Origin of the sequence: Catenulispora rubra (assembly GCF_015356825.1) — a bacterium.
In the GTDB taxonomy this organism is placed as follows: Bacteria; Actinomycetota; Actinomycetes; order Streptomycetales; family Catenulisporaceae; genus Catenulispora; species Catenulispora rubra.
Genome location: NZ_JAACYW010000017.1, coordinates 1 through 13,994 on the forward strand (window position 1 = coordinate 1; position 13,994 = coordinate 13,994).

The window sequence follows — 13,994 nt, forward strand, 5'->3', positions numbered from 1 at the left end:
GGTCCATCAGGCGCAGTCGGCGCTCGGCCTCGGGCGAGACGAGCGACGGCTGGTGCTTGCGGCGCGGATCGAGCAGGTAGCGCGCGCCGGTTTCGATCACGACGGCCAGTTCCAGGCGGTCCAGAAGTTCGAGTAGGTGTGGCCCAGGGCGATCATCGTCGCAGTCGACAGGCCGTTGAGGATCAGCTTCTGCGCCGTGGCCGCCTTCAGTCGCGTCGAGCCGGCGATGGCTTCCGGCCCCGTGTCCGCGCCGAGGTGCACGTCCGCCTCCGATGCCAGCGCCGCGTCCGGGTTCGCCGACACCAGCGCGGTGAACGCCCCGACCGCGCGGGCCGCGCGCAGTGCGCCGGCGACGTACGGCGCGCGGCCGCTGGCGGTCAGGCCGACCACCACGTCCGCGCCGGTGACCTCCGCAGCGTCCGCGGCGCCGCCCTCCGCCGAGTCCTCGGCGCCCTCCACCGGGATCGTCAGGGCCTGGATGCCGCCGGCGATGTGCGCCACGACCACGCCGGGGGGCAGGCCGAAGGTGGGGATCAGTTCCGCGGCGTCCATCACCGCCACGCGGCCGGAGGTGCCGGCGCCGAAGTAGTGCACGCGGCCTCCGGCGCGCAGGCGGCGGACGGTCTCGTCCACCACGTCGGCCAGCGCCGGCAGGAGCGCGGCGACCGCGGCGGGGACCCGGGCGTCCTCGGCGTTCAGCAGCCTGAGCACCTCCACCGTCGGCACGGCGTCGATGTCCGCGGTCGCCGGGTTGCGATCCTCGGTCGGCGCGGCCACGCGCTCTGCGGTGGGCGGGGTGAGGGGGCTCATGCGTGGCGTTTCCTCTCGGGGTCAGCCGGTGTGGTCGACGACAGTGGCCGTGCGGGCAGCTCAGCCTCGATGGTCGGCGCGGGGGCGTGCCGTTGGCAAGTTACGGAATGAACGCGATGTGCGCAACTCATTGACGTAGCTCGGTGACCGGTTCTACGGTTCCACACACCGACCCGGCCCCGCCGTGTCCGCAATTCCTCGGCGCGTCTCCCGCACGCCGTCCGCACGCACCGTGCACACCCTGCGCACGCGAGACACACCCGACGCACCAGACCCACCCGACACCGTCCCACCGACCCGAACGGAGATGTCAGGACCATGTCCCGACCCAAACCACTGGTCGCGGCCATAGCCGTGGCGACGATAGCGGCGACCGCGCTGTCCGCGTGCTCCGGCTCCTCGGCGAAGAAATCCAACGGTGGGAGCGGCGGTGGCGGCACCGGCGGTGTCTTCACCAGCATCGACGCCACGAACAAGATCACCGCCGGCGCGCCGATGAACCCCTTCAACGCCGCGCCCAACATGTTCCTCGGCTACAACCAGATGCAGCTGGGCTTCAGCAAGAACAACCCCGCCGACCCCAACGACCTGCTCCCGGGCCTGGCCGCGAGCTGGACCGCCGCCGACACCGGCCTGACCGTCCAGCTCCAGCCCGGCGCCAAGTGGTCCGACGGCACCCCGGTCACCGTCGCCGACGTCAAGACCTCGCTGGCCATCGCCTACACCCAGGGCACCGCGGGCCCCGTGGCCGGCGCCGGCGGAACCATCGTCGCCGGCTCGAACTTCGAGGTCTCCGACGTCAAGGACCTCGGCGGCGGCAAGATCGAGATCGACCAGCAGCCCGGTGTGAAGAATCTTTACTTCCAGCGCCTGGTGCTCACCGCGACCATCGTCAGCGACAAGGTCTACGGCGGCCAGCTCCCGGCCGACATCTGGACCCAGATCGCCGCCGTCCAGGGCACCGACCAGGCCGCCGCCACCGCCGCGTCCACCAAGCTGGCCGCCGAGGGCAAGACCATCGCCGCCTTCGCCCCGGCCAAGGACGTCTCCGCCGGCCCGTTCGTCGAGACCCGCGTCAACCCCGGCGAGGCCCTGCTGGACCGCAACCAGTACTTCTACGCAGCCAGCAAGATCTCGCCGAAGCAGGTCATCCTGCGCAGCTACTCCGGCAACCAGCAGATCTGGGGCTACATGAACGGCGGCGAGCTGGACTTCGCCCCGTACACCTCGATGCCCACCAACATCCTGAACCAGGTCCTGGGCGCCGGCTACAGCCGCATCGACGCCCCGAGCTACGTCAGCGCCTCGATCGCGTTCAACGAGAAGCAGGCCCCGTACAACCTCACCCCGGTCCGCCAGGCGCTGGCCTACGTCATCGACCGCGACGCCGTCACCAAGGTCGGCGAGCCGGTCGGCGGCATCGCCGCCCCGACCACCACCGGCCTGGTCGGCTCGCAGTCCGACTCGATCCTGTCCGGCGACCAGAAGGCCGCGCTGAACGCCTACAAGCCGGACGCGGCCAAGGCCACGTCCCTGCTGCAGGGCGCCGGCTTCACCAAGGACTCCTCCGGCCAGTGGCACCTGCCCGACGGCACGCCGTGGAAGATCACGCTGCAGACCGTCAACGGCTTCTCCGACTGGATCTCGGCCTCCACGATCATCGCCAACGAGCTCACCCAGTTCGGCATCCCGACCACCGCGGCGATCACCGCCGACTTCGCCACCTACCAGAAGGAGATGGCCGCCGGCAAGTACGCGGTCGGCTGGTGGCTGGTCGCCCTGGGCCCGCAGACCGACAAGGCCTACGCCCGCATCTACGGCTCTGCCGACGGCTACAGCGTCACCGCAGGCCAGGCCACGCACAACGACGCCTCGCCGGCGAACTGGGAGCACACCCCGGCCACCTACACGGTCAACGGCCAGAGCATCGACCCCGGCCAGCTCGCCGCCCAGCTGTCGGTGACCCCGGTGCCCGGCCAGGCCCCGATCGTCGCGCAGCTGGCCGCGGCCACCAACCAGGAACTGCCGATGATCCAGATCTGGAACTACACCCACGTGGTGTTCACCCTGGACAAGCGGTTCACGAACTTCCCGAAGACCGGGCAGAACGACCTGCTGGCCAACCCGCCCGGGGTCTGGATGATGCAGGGCTACGTGCAGGGCAAGTAAGGGTCCTGGGATTAAAACAAGGGTTCTGAGAACAAGAACAGGGCCAGGACGATGACGCCGAAGCTCAAGAGGGAGGGGAGGAAGATGACGGGATTCGCCCGGCGACTGGCCGGCAAGCTGCTGACCGGGCTGGTGATGGTCTGGGTCGTGGTGACGTTCACGTTCTTCCTCGTGCACGCGCTGCCCGGCAAGCCCGGTGATGTGCAGTACGAGCAATACATCATGTCGGGGATGAGCTCGGAGCAGGCCTCGGCCAGGGTGCAGCAGGTCTACGGCTTCACCTCCCACGCCTCGCTGCTCTCGCAGTACGGCGGCTACCTCGGCCGGCTGGCGCACGGCGACCTGGGGCAGTCGATCAGCTACACCGGCGTCCCGGTCACCCACCTGATCTGGTCGGCGCTGCCGTGGACCGTGATCCCGGTGCTGTCCGGGCTGCTGGTCAGCTTCCTGTTCGGGGTGGTCGCCGGCATCATCGCCGCGGTCAGGCGGTCCAGCCGCTGGGGCGGTCTGCTGACCGTCTCCGGCTCGCTGGTCGCCGGCGTCCCCGCCTTCGTCCTGGCCCTGCTGCTCCTGGTGGTGTTCCACACCGAGTGGAATCTGCTGCCAGATGCCGGCACCAGCGACATCCAGTACAACCCGGGCTGGAACCTGCCCTACATCGGCTCGGTCGTGCAGCACGCGGTGCTGCCGGTGTGCGCCTACGCGCTGCTCAGCTACGGAGGCTGGCTGCTGGCGATGAAGTCCTCTGTCGTATCAGTGCTCGGCGACGACTTCATCCTGGCCTCCGAGCTGCGCGGCATCGCCCCGGTCACCCGGGCCCGCTACATCGGCCGCAACGCGATCCTGCCGCTGTTCACGGTGCTGGCGCTGTCCTTCGGCGTGATGTTCGCAGGGTCCTTCTTCATCGAGGACACCTTCGACTACCCCGGACTCGGCGACCTGCTTCTGAAGAGCATCGGCACCCGCGACTACCCGGTGATGGCCGGGGCGTTCCTGCTGATCACCGTATCCATCATCGTCGCGAACATTCTCGCCGACCTGTGCTACACCCTGATCGACCCGAGAGTGAGGCGCTGAGATGGCCGTGACAACCGCGACCCTCGCCGCGTCGGTGGGCCGCCGCCGCCCGGCCCTGACCGCCTTCCGCAAGGCCGTGACTCGCAAGCCCGGCCGGCTGATCGGCCTGATCATCATCGTGTTCTTCGTCCTGATGGGGATCTGCGGGCCCTGGTTCTACGGCCGGCTGGACGTGGACCCGAACGCGCTGTACGCCGGGCCCAGCGCCAAGCACTGGCTCGGCACCGACTTCGCCGGCTCCGACGTGCTGCAGGAGGTGGTCACAGGGGCGCGCTACGTGCTGGCCACCGCGGCCCTGTCGGCGTTCTTCACCAGCCTGTTCGGCGTCACCGTCGGCCTGGTCGCCGGCTACCAGCGCGGCCTGACCGACAGTGTCCTGATGCGCCTGACGGACTTCGTCCTGACCATCCCGGGCCTGCCGCTGCTGATCATCCTGTCCACGGTGTGGAGCTTCGGGAGCCCGTGGGAGATGGGCCTGGTGCTGGGCATCACCGGCTGGGGCGGCGTGGCCCGCGCCGTGCGCTCGCAGGCGCTGTCGCTGCGCGAGCGCGGCTTCCTGGAGGCGGCGCGCGGGCTGGGCCTGTCCCGGCGGCACATCATCTTCAAGGAGATGCTGCCGAACATCGCGCCCTACGCCACCATGCAGCTGATGCTGTCGATGATCGCCTTCGTCGGCGCCGAGGTCGGCCTGTTCTTCCTGGGCCTGGTGCCGTTCTCCAGCACCAACTGGGGCGTGATGCTGAACCAGGCGGTGTTCTCCGGCGGCGCGATGGAGACCCCGTCGGCGCTGATCTACCTGCTGGCGCCGCTGATCTGCATCCTGCTGCTGACGTTGGGCATCGTGCTCTTCCTGGACGCCATCGACGAACTGTTCAACCCGCGGCTGAGGGAGCGCGTGTGAGCGAGGTACAAGTACGCGGCCTGACGGTCGAGTACCAGACGTCCGCCGGCTGGCTGCCGGCGGTGGCCGACGCCTCCCTGGACCTGCGGGCCGGTGAGATCACCGGCCTGGTCGGCGAGTCCGGCTCCGGCAAGTCCACGCTGGCGCTGTCGCTGCTGAACGCGGTGCCGGCGCCGGGCCGGATCGCGGCCGGGACGATCGAGGTGGCCGGTGTCGGGGATCTCACGCGGCTCGGCGGCAAGCAGCTGCGCAAGGCACGCGGCGGGGCCATCGGCTACGTGTTCCAGGCATCGCAGAACTCGTTGAACCCGCTGAAGACCATCGGCAAGCAGCTGCTGGATCTGGGGCGCTCGCACGAGGTCGACGACCTGCGCGGGCTGATCGCGCGCGCCCTGGACCTGGCGAACCGGATGGGCCTGGACGGCAAGCGGGTGCTGGACTCCTACCAGCACGAGCTCTCCGGCGGCATGCGGCAGCGCATCGGCATCGTCTTCGCGCTGGTCCTCAATGCCAAGGTCCTGATTCTCGACGAGCCGACGACCGCGCTGGACATGCTCTCGCAGGCCTCGGTGCTGGAGATCGTGCGCAAGGTGCATGATGAGAACCAGCTCAGCACCCTGATCATCACGCACGACATCGGCGCGATCTCCGAGATCGCCGACCGGCTGGCCGTGATGTACGGCGGCCGGATCGTGGAGGACGGTCCGCTGCTGGACGTGCTGCGCCGGCCGACGCATCCGTATACCAAGGCTCTGATAGGCGCCACCGCGCGCATCACCGGCGACATCGACGTCGCCCGCGCGCTGCCCGGCCGGCCGCCGGACCTGACCACCGTGGCGCGTGTCGGCTGCGTCTTCCGTGACCGCTGCCCGTTCGCGGTCGCGGTCTGCGCCGAGGTCGAGCCGCCGCTGGAGGCCTGGAAGGTCGGGGCCGAAACGCAGCCCGGGCGCCGGCGCGCGTGCCACGTCGACCCGTCCACCGTGCTCTCCGGGACGCCCGGGACACCCGCCGCCGTGGGAGAACCGGCATGATCGAGGCGCGCGGGATCACCCGCACCTACCAGACGCACGGCGCCTTCACCGGTGCCCGGACCGTGCAGGCGCTGCGCGGCGTCGACTTCACACTGCCGGACGGCGGCGCGGTGTCGTTCATCGGTGAGTCGGGCTGCGGCAAGACGACGCTGGGGAAGATCCTCACCGGTCTGGAGACGTTCGACGGCGGCGAGCTGGTCGTGGACGGCGTGGAGCTGTCCGGGCTGAAGCCGCATCAGCGGGCGAAGTACTTTCGCAGGATCCAGATGATCCATCAGGACCCTTATTCGGCGCTGAACCCTACGCGCACTATTGCTTCGATCCTGGGTGATCCGTTGCGGATGCGCGCCAAGGAGACCGGTGCGGACGCCGAGACCCGGCGCGATCGGGCCGCGGAACTGCTGACGCTGGTCGGTCTGGAGCCGGACGCGGTCCTGCCGAAGTACCCGCACCAGCTCTCCGGCGGGCAGCGGCAGCGCGTGGTCATCGCGCGGGCGTTGACCGTGGATCCGACGGTGCTGATCGCCGACGAGGCGGTGTCGATGATCGACGTGTCGATGCGGCTGGGGATCCTGAGCCTGCTGCGCGATCTGCGGGCGCGGCTGGGGATCTCGCTGGTGTTCATCACGCATGACGTGGCCACCGCGCGGTATGTCGGCGACGACGGCGAGCTGCACGTGATCTACCGCGGCGAGGTCGTCGAGCGCGGGCTCACCGACGAGGTGATCCTGGCGCCGGTGCATCCGTACACGCAGTGCCTGCTGTCGGCGGTGCCGATCATGCGGGGGCTGGAGGAGCCGGGGCCGGATCGGACGTCGCCGACGGCGGCTTTGGACGAGCGAGCGGTGACGCCGGGGTGCTTGTTCCAGCCGCGGTGTCCGTTCGCACAGGATCAGTGTGCTGAGCAACATCCGGTGTTGGTGCCGCTCGGGGACGTCGCCGGCGAGGCATCCGAACATCTGCACGCCTGCTTCTATCCGGAGGCGCGCCGGGTGGTCGGCGTCGAGGTCGGGGCCGCGAGCGCGTGAGAGTCCTGGGACTGAGCTCCGGCACCTCGCACGACGCCATCGACGTCGCGCTGGTGGACTTCCGGCTCGACGGCGACGTGCTGGTCGGCGAGCTGTGCCACGCCGAGCACGTCCCGTACCCGGATCACCTGCGGGCGCAGCTCATCGCCGCGCTGCCGCCGAACGCGACCGACCTCGGCGCGGTCTGCCGCCTGGACACCGGGATCGGGCAGGCGTTCGCGACGGCGGCGTGGCGGGCGGTGCGGGCCGCGGGGCCGGTGGACGTGGTCTGCTCGCACGGCCAGACCCTGTACCACTGGACCGAGGACGGCGAGGTGCTCGGCACGCTGCAACTCGGGCAGCCAGCGTGGATCAGCGAACGGCTGGGCGTGCCGGTGGTGTCGGACGTGCGCGCCGCCGATGTGGCCGCCGGCGGGCAGGGCGCGCCGCTGGTGTCGTTGCTGGACCTGTTGCTGCTGCGGGGGTTGCCGGGGCCGGTCGGTGCGCTGAACCTGGGCGGGATCGCGAACCTGACGGTCGTCGCCGATCCGCCGGTGGCGTTCGACATCGGACCGGCCAACGCGCTGCTGGACGCGGCGTGCCGACAGCTCACAGGCAAGGCCTTCGACCGCGATGGTCGCCTCGCCGCCGCTGGCTTGGTGCATCCGGGGCTGCTGGCGGGGTTGATGGCAGAGCCCTACTATGCGCGGCGTCCGCCGAAGACGACGGGCAAGGAACTGTTCCACGACGCCTACCTCGCCGCGCACATCGAGGCGTTCCCGGACCTCACGCCCGAGGACCTGATGTCGACGTTGGCGACTCTGACCGCGATGACGGTGGTCGACGCGGTGCGCTCGCACGGCATCGCGACGCTGGCGGTGTCCGGCGGCGGTACGGAGAACCCGGAGCTGATGAAGCGGATCACGAAGCGGCTTCCGGGGGTGGAGGTGCTGCGGTCGGACGCGTACCGGGTGCCGTCGGACGCGAAGGAGGCGATCGCGTTCGCGCTGATCGGCTGGTTCACCGCGCACGGGCTGCCGGGGACGATCGCGGCGTGCACGGGGGCTGCGGGTGAGCGGGTGCTGGGGCGGATCAGCCCGCCGGCCGGGGGGACGTTGGTGCTGCCGGAGGTGGTGGAGAAGGCGCCTCGGTCGGTGCGGTTCGCGGGGTAGAGGTGTTGACGCGGTCCGTTCCTCGGACGCTTGCCGGCCTTCGCTTGCTGACGATTGCTTGCGAGCCCTTCCCTACTGACCCCGTCGGCACTGACCTCGTCGGCCGGCGGGTCGCAGCGCCGGCTACCGTCCGACCGCGGTGACCGTCAGGTAGTGGCTCGTGCTCCGGAAGGCGCCGGTGTCCTCGTTGCCGTCCGTGAGGATCTGCAGGAGCTGCTTGTGCGCCTGTTCGGCCTGGCCGAGCCGCTCGAGCACTTCGAAGCCCGCGACCGCCAACGGATGGCTGTGGCGTTCGGCCTCCAGGTACGCCTCCGGCGACTCGTCGGTGAAGACGAGGTCGTGCTGCGCGACGGTGACGGTCATGTCGTGAGCGGCGAACAGGGTTCGCAGAGCGTTCTCGTCGTGCCAGGCGAAAGGCCTGGGCGGCGGCGGAGCGTCGAGCGCGCGCCGGATCAGGTCCGGGGCCACCGCGCTGAGCTGCCCGACCGCCCCGTGCCGGAGCCAGGAGCTGAACACGATCCGTCCCGCCGGCGCCAGGACCCGGACCATCTCCGCCACCGCGGCGTCCGCGTCGGACGCGAAGATCACTGCGAAGTTGGACAGCACCGCGTCGAAGCTGTCGTCGGGTACCGGTAGCGAAGCGGCGTCGCCGGAGCGGAAACCCACGTCGAGCCCTTCCTCGCGGGCCAGGCCGCGGGCCACGTCGAGCAGCCGTTCGGCCGGATCCACCCCGGTGACCCGGGCCCCGAGGCGGGCGGCGATCAGCGCCGCGTTCCCGGTGCCGCACCCGATGTCCAGGACGCGCTCTCCCGGACCGACGCCGGCGGCGTCCACCACCGCCTGCGCGGCGGGCAGGAGCTGGGCCGCTGTCCGTTCGTACCGGCCGCGTCCCCAGTCTGGCGGGGTTGGTGCCGGCATGGTTTGTGCCGACATGGTGGTGTTCACGCTGGTGCTGTCGCTTCCAGACATCATCGCTCCCTCGTTTCGATACGTTGTAACGTAACATCGTTGCGCTATACTCGCAACATGGGCCGCCCCAGAGAACACGGCGCGGGCATCGCCGTCGCATTGCTGGATTCCGCCGAGCGCATCGTGGAGAGGACCGGGCCCGGCGGCCTGTCCGTGCGCGCGCTGGCCGACGACGTGGGAACGTCCACGCGCGCCATCTACAGCCTCTTCGGCTCCAAGGACGGACTGATCGCCGCTCTCGGCGCCCGGATGTTCGACCTGCTCGGAGCCGCCGTCGAGGCGCTGCCCACCACGCCCGACGCCGCCGCCGACCTCGTCGAGGCCGGGGTCACGGGCTTCCGCGGTCTCGTCCTGGAGCATCCGGCGCTGTTCCGGCTCGGCGTGGAGCAGACAGGGGTCACCCCCGGGCAGGCGGCCGAGATCCACGAGGCGGGAGACCGCGCCTGGCCCGTACTCCGGGCCCGCGTGGCCCGGCTCCAGGAGCAAGGCCGGCTGGGCGCGCGCAGCGTCGACGGGGCCGCCACTGCCTTCAACGCACTCTGCGGAGGTCTGGCGGCCTTGGAGATCCGCCGAGGCTTCCCGGCGGAAGTGGCCGAGCCGCTGTGGCGGGACGCGCTGACGGCGCTCGTCGACGGGTTCAACGTTCCTCGTTCCCCGTGAGACAGTCTGATCATGCGTTCCCTCGTCACGCCTCCGGCCCTCAAGCCCGGCGACCGCGTCGCCGTCGTCGCGCTCAGCGGGCCGCCCGGGCGGCAGGAGCTGGACCTCGGGTTGGCGGCGCTGCGGAGCGTGGGGCTGCTGCCGGAGGTGTTCCCGTCGGCGCGGTCGGTGGGGCCGTATCCGTATCTTGCGGCCGACGACAAGGTGCGGGCCGAGGACCTGGCGCGGGCGCTGGGGGAGCCGGGGTTCGCGGCGGTGTTCTGCGCGCGCGGCGGGTACGGGGTGCAGCGGGCGCTGGAGGCGCTGGACTGGGACGCCGTCGGGACGCCGGAGCCGCGGGTGGTGGTCGGGTTCTCCGACGCCACGGCGCTGATCGAGGCGGTGCGGAGCCGGTTCGGCTGGACGGCGGTGTACGGGCCGATGGTGTCGAGCGTGATGTTCCGCTCCGGGGTGCCGTCGTTCGAGGGGCTGGCGCGGCTGCTGCTGACGCCGGAGAAGTGCACCGAGCTGGTGTTCCAGGACACGCGCGTCCTGGTGCCCGGCGTCGCGGAGGGCGTGACCGTCGGCGGCACGGCGAGCCTGCTCGCCACGTCGCTGGCCACGTCGTTCTCCGTCCCGGCGCGCGACGGCATCCTGTTCCTGGAGGACGTCGGCGAGATGCCCTACCGCCTCGACAGGGTGCTGACGCAGCTGCGCCGCAGCGGCTACCTCGACGGCGTGCGCGGCATCCTGTGCGGCACCTGGGACGACTGCGGCCCGCTGCCCGAGGTCGAGGAGCTGCTGGCGGACCGGCTCGGCGACCTCGGGGTGCCGGTGCTGCTCGGCGCGGACATCGGGCACGGGGTGTTCATGCAGTCGCTGCCGCTGGGCGTGCGGGCTCGGCTGGACACGGGGGCGGCGACGTTGACGTATCTTGAGCCGCCGCTGATTCCCGGGCGTTAGGTGAACGCGCCCTGATGACCAGATCAGCTCCCCCCGGATCCACGGTCACGACACCTCTCACACCGGGCGCCAGACCGGCCGGTCCCCGTCGTTGTGGACTCGGCCGAACACCACGTCGGCGAAGTGCCCGCCGTAGCCGATGGTGTCGGGCTCGGCCAGGTCGGCCAGGAGGGTGCGGCGCAGGGCCGTGGACTGTGCGCGGTCGTGGTCGACGGCGGCCGCCCATTCCGGGTGGCTCACCTGGACCGGGGAGTGGAACGCGTCGCCGAAGGCGATCACCCGCTGTGCGCCCGCGCCGATCACGTAGGCGGTGTGCCCGGCGCTGTGGCCCGCGGCGAGCCTGACCTGGACGCCCGGGAAGATCTCCTCGCCCTCGTGCACGGTGCGCACCCGCGGTTCCATGGCCTTCAGCATGTCGCCCATGCCCATTTCCTCGGCGTGGTGCCGCTGGGTCCACTCGGGTTCGGCGACGAGGTAGTCGGCGGCGGTGAACGCCGGTCGGTCGCTGCCGGGGGCGGGATGCCAGGCCCACCCGACGTGGTCGGGGTGCAGGTGGGTGAAGGCGACCGCCTCGATGTCCGCCGGGCTGCGGCCGAGGGCGGCGAGGCTGTCCAGAAGCGCGCCTCCCCTCAAGGTGCCGAACGGGCTCTGCGGCGGCCCGACCTCCAGCGGACCGAAGCCGGCGTCGATGAGCAGTGCCCGGCCGTCACGTTCCACCAACAGTCCGCCCATGCTGACGACCAGGTGACCGTCCTCGTCGACATACTCGGCGTTCTCCGCCCAGTCCTCGTCGTCGGCGGTGTCCAGCCAGAGCCGGGCCTTCAACAGGGCGACTCCGTCCGGCACGAAGCTCAGCTTCGTCTCGCCGAGTCTCAGGGACCGGATCTCCGACGGCTGCCGGAGCCGCTCGTGCAGGTGCGATGCCGTGTTTGTCATGGGGGTGTGCTCCAGGTTCCTATGGCTCGGACGCTTTCCCTCCCATAGACACCGGCGGCGCGGCAAAGGGGGCGGTCGGCCGCCGCCCCCTTTGCCCCGCCCTATCGGTTCAGCACCGCGTCCTCGGCGTCGGTCAGCAGCCGCGAGCGGATCAGGAACCTGACTCCCTCCGGCGCCTCCAGCGAGAACCCGCCGCCGCGGCCCGGGACCACGTCCACGGTCAGGTGGGTGTGGCGCCAGCGTTCGAACTGCTCGGCGCCCATCCAGAACGTCACCGGTTCCGTGATGCCCTCGACCACCAGGCGCGCCAGCAGGACGTCCGCGGCCCCGGTGCGGAACTCGCCTTCCAGGTAGCACATCGGGGAGCTGCCGTCGCAGCAGCCGCCGGACTGGTGGAACATCAGCGGGCCGTGCGCCGTGTAGAGCTTGCGCATCATCGCGGCCGCGGCGTCGGTGACGGCCACCCGGGCCGGCGCGCCGGTCCCGTCTCGGGACGGTGCGCCGGCCGCGTCCCGGGTCGCCGCCGCGGCTCCGTTCGCTTCCGGCATCAGAAGAAGCCCATCGCCTTCGCCGAGTAGCTGACCAGCAGGTTCTTGGTCTGCTGGTAGTGCTCGAGCATCATCTTGTGGTTCTCGCGCCCGATGCCGGAGCTCTTGTAGCCGCCGAAGGCCGCGTGCGCCGGGTACAGGTGGTAGCAGTTGGTCCAGACGCGGCCGGCCTGGATCGCGCGGCCGGCGCGGTAGGCCGTGGTGCCGTCGCGGGTCCAGACCGCGGCGCCGAGGCCGTAGAGGGTGTCGTTGGCGATGCGGATCGCGTCGTCGTAGTGCTCGAACTGGGTCACGGCGACCACCGGGCCGAAGATCTCCTCCTGGAAGATGCGCATCGAGTTGTCGCCCTCGAACACCGTCGGCTGCACGTAGTACCCGCCGGACAGCTCGCCGCCGAGGTCCACGCGCTCGCCGCCGATCAGGATCTTCGCTCCCTCGCTCTGGCCGATCTCCAGGTAGGACAGGATCTTCTCCAACTGGTCGTTGGAGGCCTGCGCGCCGACCATGGTCTCGGAGTCCAGCGGGTTGCCCTGCTTCATGCGCTCGGTGCGCGCCAGGGCGTCGGCGAGGAAGTCGCTGTAGTGGCCACGCTGGATCAGGGCCCTGCTGGGGCAGGTGCAGACCTCGCCCTGGTTCAGGGCGAACATCGCGAAGCCCTCCTGTGCCTTGTCGTAGAAGTCGTCGCGGTCGCGGGAGACGTCGTCGAAGAAGATGTTCGGGCTCTTGCCGCCGAGTTCCAGGGTGACCGGCTTGATGTGCTCGGAGGCGTACTGCATGATCAGCCGGCCGGTGGTGGTCTCGCCGGTGAAGGCCACCTTGGCGACCCGGCCGCTGGAGGCCAGGGGCTTGCCGGCCTCGACGCCGAAGCCGTTGACGATGTTCACCACGCCCGGCGGCAGCAGGTCGGCTATCAGGCTCATGAGATAGTGCACGGACGCCGGCGTCTGCTCGGCCGGCTTGAGCACCACGGCGTTGCCCGCGGCCAGCGCCGGGGCCAGCTTCCAGATCGCCATCAGGATCGGGAAGTTCCACGGGATGATCTGCGCGACCACGCCCAGCGGCTCGTGGAAGTGGTAGGCGACGGTGTCCTCGTCGATCTCCGACAGCCCGCCCTCCTGCGCGCGGATCGCCCCGGCGAAGTAGCGCAGGTGGTCGATCGCCAGCGGGATGTCGGCGGCCAGCGTCTCGCGGATCGGCTTGCCGTTCTCGAACGACTCGGCCAGCGCCAGCCGGTCCACGTTCATCGCCATCCGGTCGGCGATCTTGTTCAGCACCTCGGCCCGCACCGCCGGCGAGGTGCGGCCCCAGGCCGGCGCGGCGGCGTGCGCGGCGTCCAGGGCCCGCTCGACGTCCTCGGCGGTACCCCGCGCCACCTCGCAGAACGGCTGCCCGGTGATCGGCGTCGGGTTCTCGAAGTACTGGCCGCGGGCGGGCGCCACGTACTCCCCGCCGATCCAGTGGTCGTACCGGGGCTGGTAGCTCATCAGGGCGTCGGGCCGACCCGGCGCGAGGTACACGGTCATGGGACCTCCCACGTTCGCCGGCGTTTTCGGGCGCTGCCGTCGGTGGCCGGCGCGGCGGCATGCGCGTGACGCTAATGCTGATGTAAGGGCTGTTCACAGCGTTGTACGCGGATCTGCGTATTCGGCGGGGCGGGAGGTTTGGCGCCGATCGACGGCGGCGTGACGGCAGGCCGGGCGGGTGTCCGGCCGCGCGGAAAACCACGTGCGGCCCGGCGGAAACCGCTGCTAGCCTCGCGATCCTTGTGCCGT

The 13,994-nt window shown here is 70.7% G+C and carries 12 protein-coding genes and 1 pseudogene; 8 read left to right on the plus strand and 5 right to left on the minus strand.

Annotation, left to right across the window (positions count from 1 at the left end):
- Positions 1 to 126 precede the first annotated feature (126 nt).
- Positions 127 to 810 (minus strand): annotated as a pseudogene (locus tag GWK61_RS07505) (N-acetylmuramic acid 6-phosphate etherase); the annotation flags it as partial.
- A gap of 318 nt (positions 811 to 1,128) precedes the next feature.
- Here GWK61_RS07505 and GWK61_RS07510 point away from each other — a divergent pair.
- The 6 genes from GWK61_RS07510 to GWK61_RS07535 all read left to right on the plus strand — a co-directional run bounded on the left by GWK61_RS07510 (position 1,129) and on the right by GWK61_RS07535 (position 8,167).
- Positions 1,129 to 2,979 carry an ABC transporter substrate-binding protein gene (locus tag GWK61_RS07510; RefSeq protein WP_194906427.1) on the plus strand — a complete coding sequence of 617 codons (1,851 nt, stop codon included), beginning with the start codon at positions 1,129 to 1,131 and terminating at the stop codon, positions 2,977 to 2,979.
- A gap of 84 nt (positions 2,980 to 3,063) precedes the next feature.
- Complete coding sequence (locus tag GWK61_RS07515) at positions 3,064 to 4,056, plus strand: ABC transporter permease (RefSeq protein WP_194906429.1); 993 nt, start codon at positions 3,064 to 3,066, stop codon at positions 4,054 to 4,056.
- A 1-nt stretch (position 4,057) separates the two neighbouring features.
- Complete coding sequence (locus GWK61_RS07520) at positions 4,058 to 4,957, plus strand: ABC transporter permease (RefSeq protein WP_194906432.1); 900 nt, start codon at positions 4,058 to 4,060, stop codon at positions 4,955 to 4,957.
- Positions 4,954 to 5,988, plus strand: coding sequence for an ABC transporter ATP-binding protein (locus tag GWK61_RS07525; protein WP_194906434.1), 1,035 nt, complete (start codon positions 4,954 to 4,956; stop codon positions 5,986 to 5,988). The genes GWK61_RS07520 and GWK61_RS07525 overlap by 4 nt, the downstream gene beginning before the upstream one ends.
- A complete protein-coding gene (locus GWK61_RS07530) occupies positions 5,985 to 7,016 on the plus strand; it encodes an ABC transporter ATP-binding protein (protein WP_194906445.1) in 1,032 nt (343 codons plus the stop codon). Before GWK61_RS07525 ends, GWK61_RS07530 begins: the two co-directional genes overlap by 4 nt.
- Positions 7,013 to 8,167 carry an anhydro-N-acetylmuramic acid kinase gene (locus tag GWK61_RS07535; RefSeq protein ID WP_194906447.1) on the plus strand — a complete coding sequence of 385 codons (1,155 nt, stop codon included), beginning with the start codon at positions 7,013 to 7,015 and terminating at the stop codon, positions 8,165 to 8,167. The genes GWK61_RS07530 and GWK61_RS07535 overlap by 4 nt, the downstream gene beginning before the upstream one ends.
- A 123-nt stretch (positions 8,168 to 8,290) precedes the next feature.
- On the opposite strand, the gene GWK61_RS07540 is transcribed toward GWK61_RS07535, so the two are convergent.
- A complete protein-coding gene (locus tag GWK61_RS07540) occupies positions 8,291 to 9,136 on the minus strand; it encodes a class I SAM-dependent methyltransferase (protein ID WP_194906449.1) in 846 nt (281 codons plus the stop codon).
- A 57-nt stretch (positions 9,137 to 9,193) separates the two neighbouring features.
- Between GWK61_RS07540 and GWK61_RS07545 the strand changes: the two genes are divergently transcribed.
- Together GWK61_RS07545 and GWK61_RS07550 are read left to right on the plus strand one after the other, a co-directional pair.
- A complete protein-coding gene (locus tag GWK61_RS07545; RefSeq protein ID WP_194906451.1) occupies positions 9,194 to 9,796 on the plus strand; it encodes a TetR/AcrR family transcriptional regulator in 603 nt (200 codons plus the stop codon).
- Positions 9,797 to 9,808: 12 nt separating this feature from the next.
- The gene (locus GWK61_RS07550; RefSeq protein ID WP_194906455.1) at positions 9,809 to 10,738 is read left to right on the plus strand and encodes a S66 peptidase family protein; all 930 of its coding nucleotides are present in this window, start codon (positions 9,809 to 9,811) and stop codon (positions 10,736 to 10,738) included.
- 57 nt (positions 10,739 to 10,795) lie between these two features.
- On the opposite strand, the gene GWK61_RS07555 is transcribed toward GWK61_RS07550, so the two are convergent.
- From GWK61_RS07555 to exaC, 3 genes are all read right to left on the minus strand, one after another.
- The gene (locus GWK61_RS07555) at positions 10,796 to 11,674 is read right to left on the minus strand and encodes an MBL fold metallo-hydrolase (protein WP_194906457.1); all 879 of its coding nucleotides are present in this window, start codon (positions 11,672 to 11,674) and stop codon (positions 10,796 to 10,798) included.
- A 101-nt stretch (positions 11,675 to 11,775) separates the two neighbouring features.
- A complete protein-coding gene (locus GWK61_RS07560) occupies positions 11,776 to 12,222 on the minus strand; it encodes a DUF779 domain-containing protein (RefSeq protein ID WP_194906459.1) in 447 nt (148 codons plus the stop codon).
- Complete coding sequence (exaC, locus tag GWK61_RS07565) at positions 12,222 to 13,745, minus strand: acetaldehyde dehydrogenase ExaC (RefSeq protein ID WP_194906461.1); 1,524 nt, start codon at positions 13,743 to 13,745, stop codon at positions 12,222 to 12,224. The genes GWK61_RS07560 and exaC overlap by 1 nt, the downstream gene beginning before the upstream one ends.
- Positions 13,746 to 13,994: the final 249 nt, after the last annotated feature.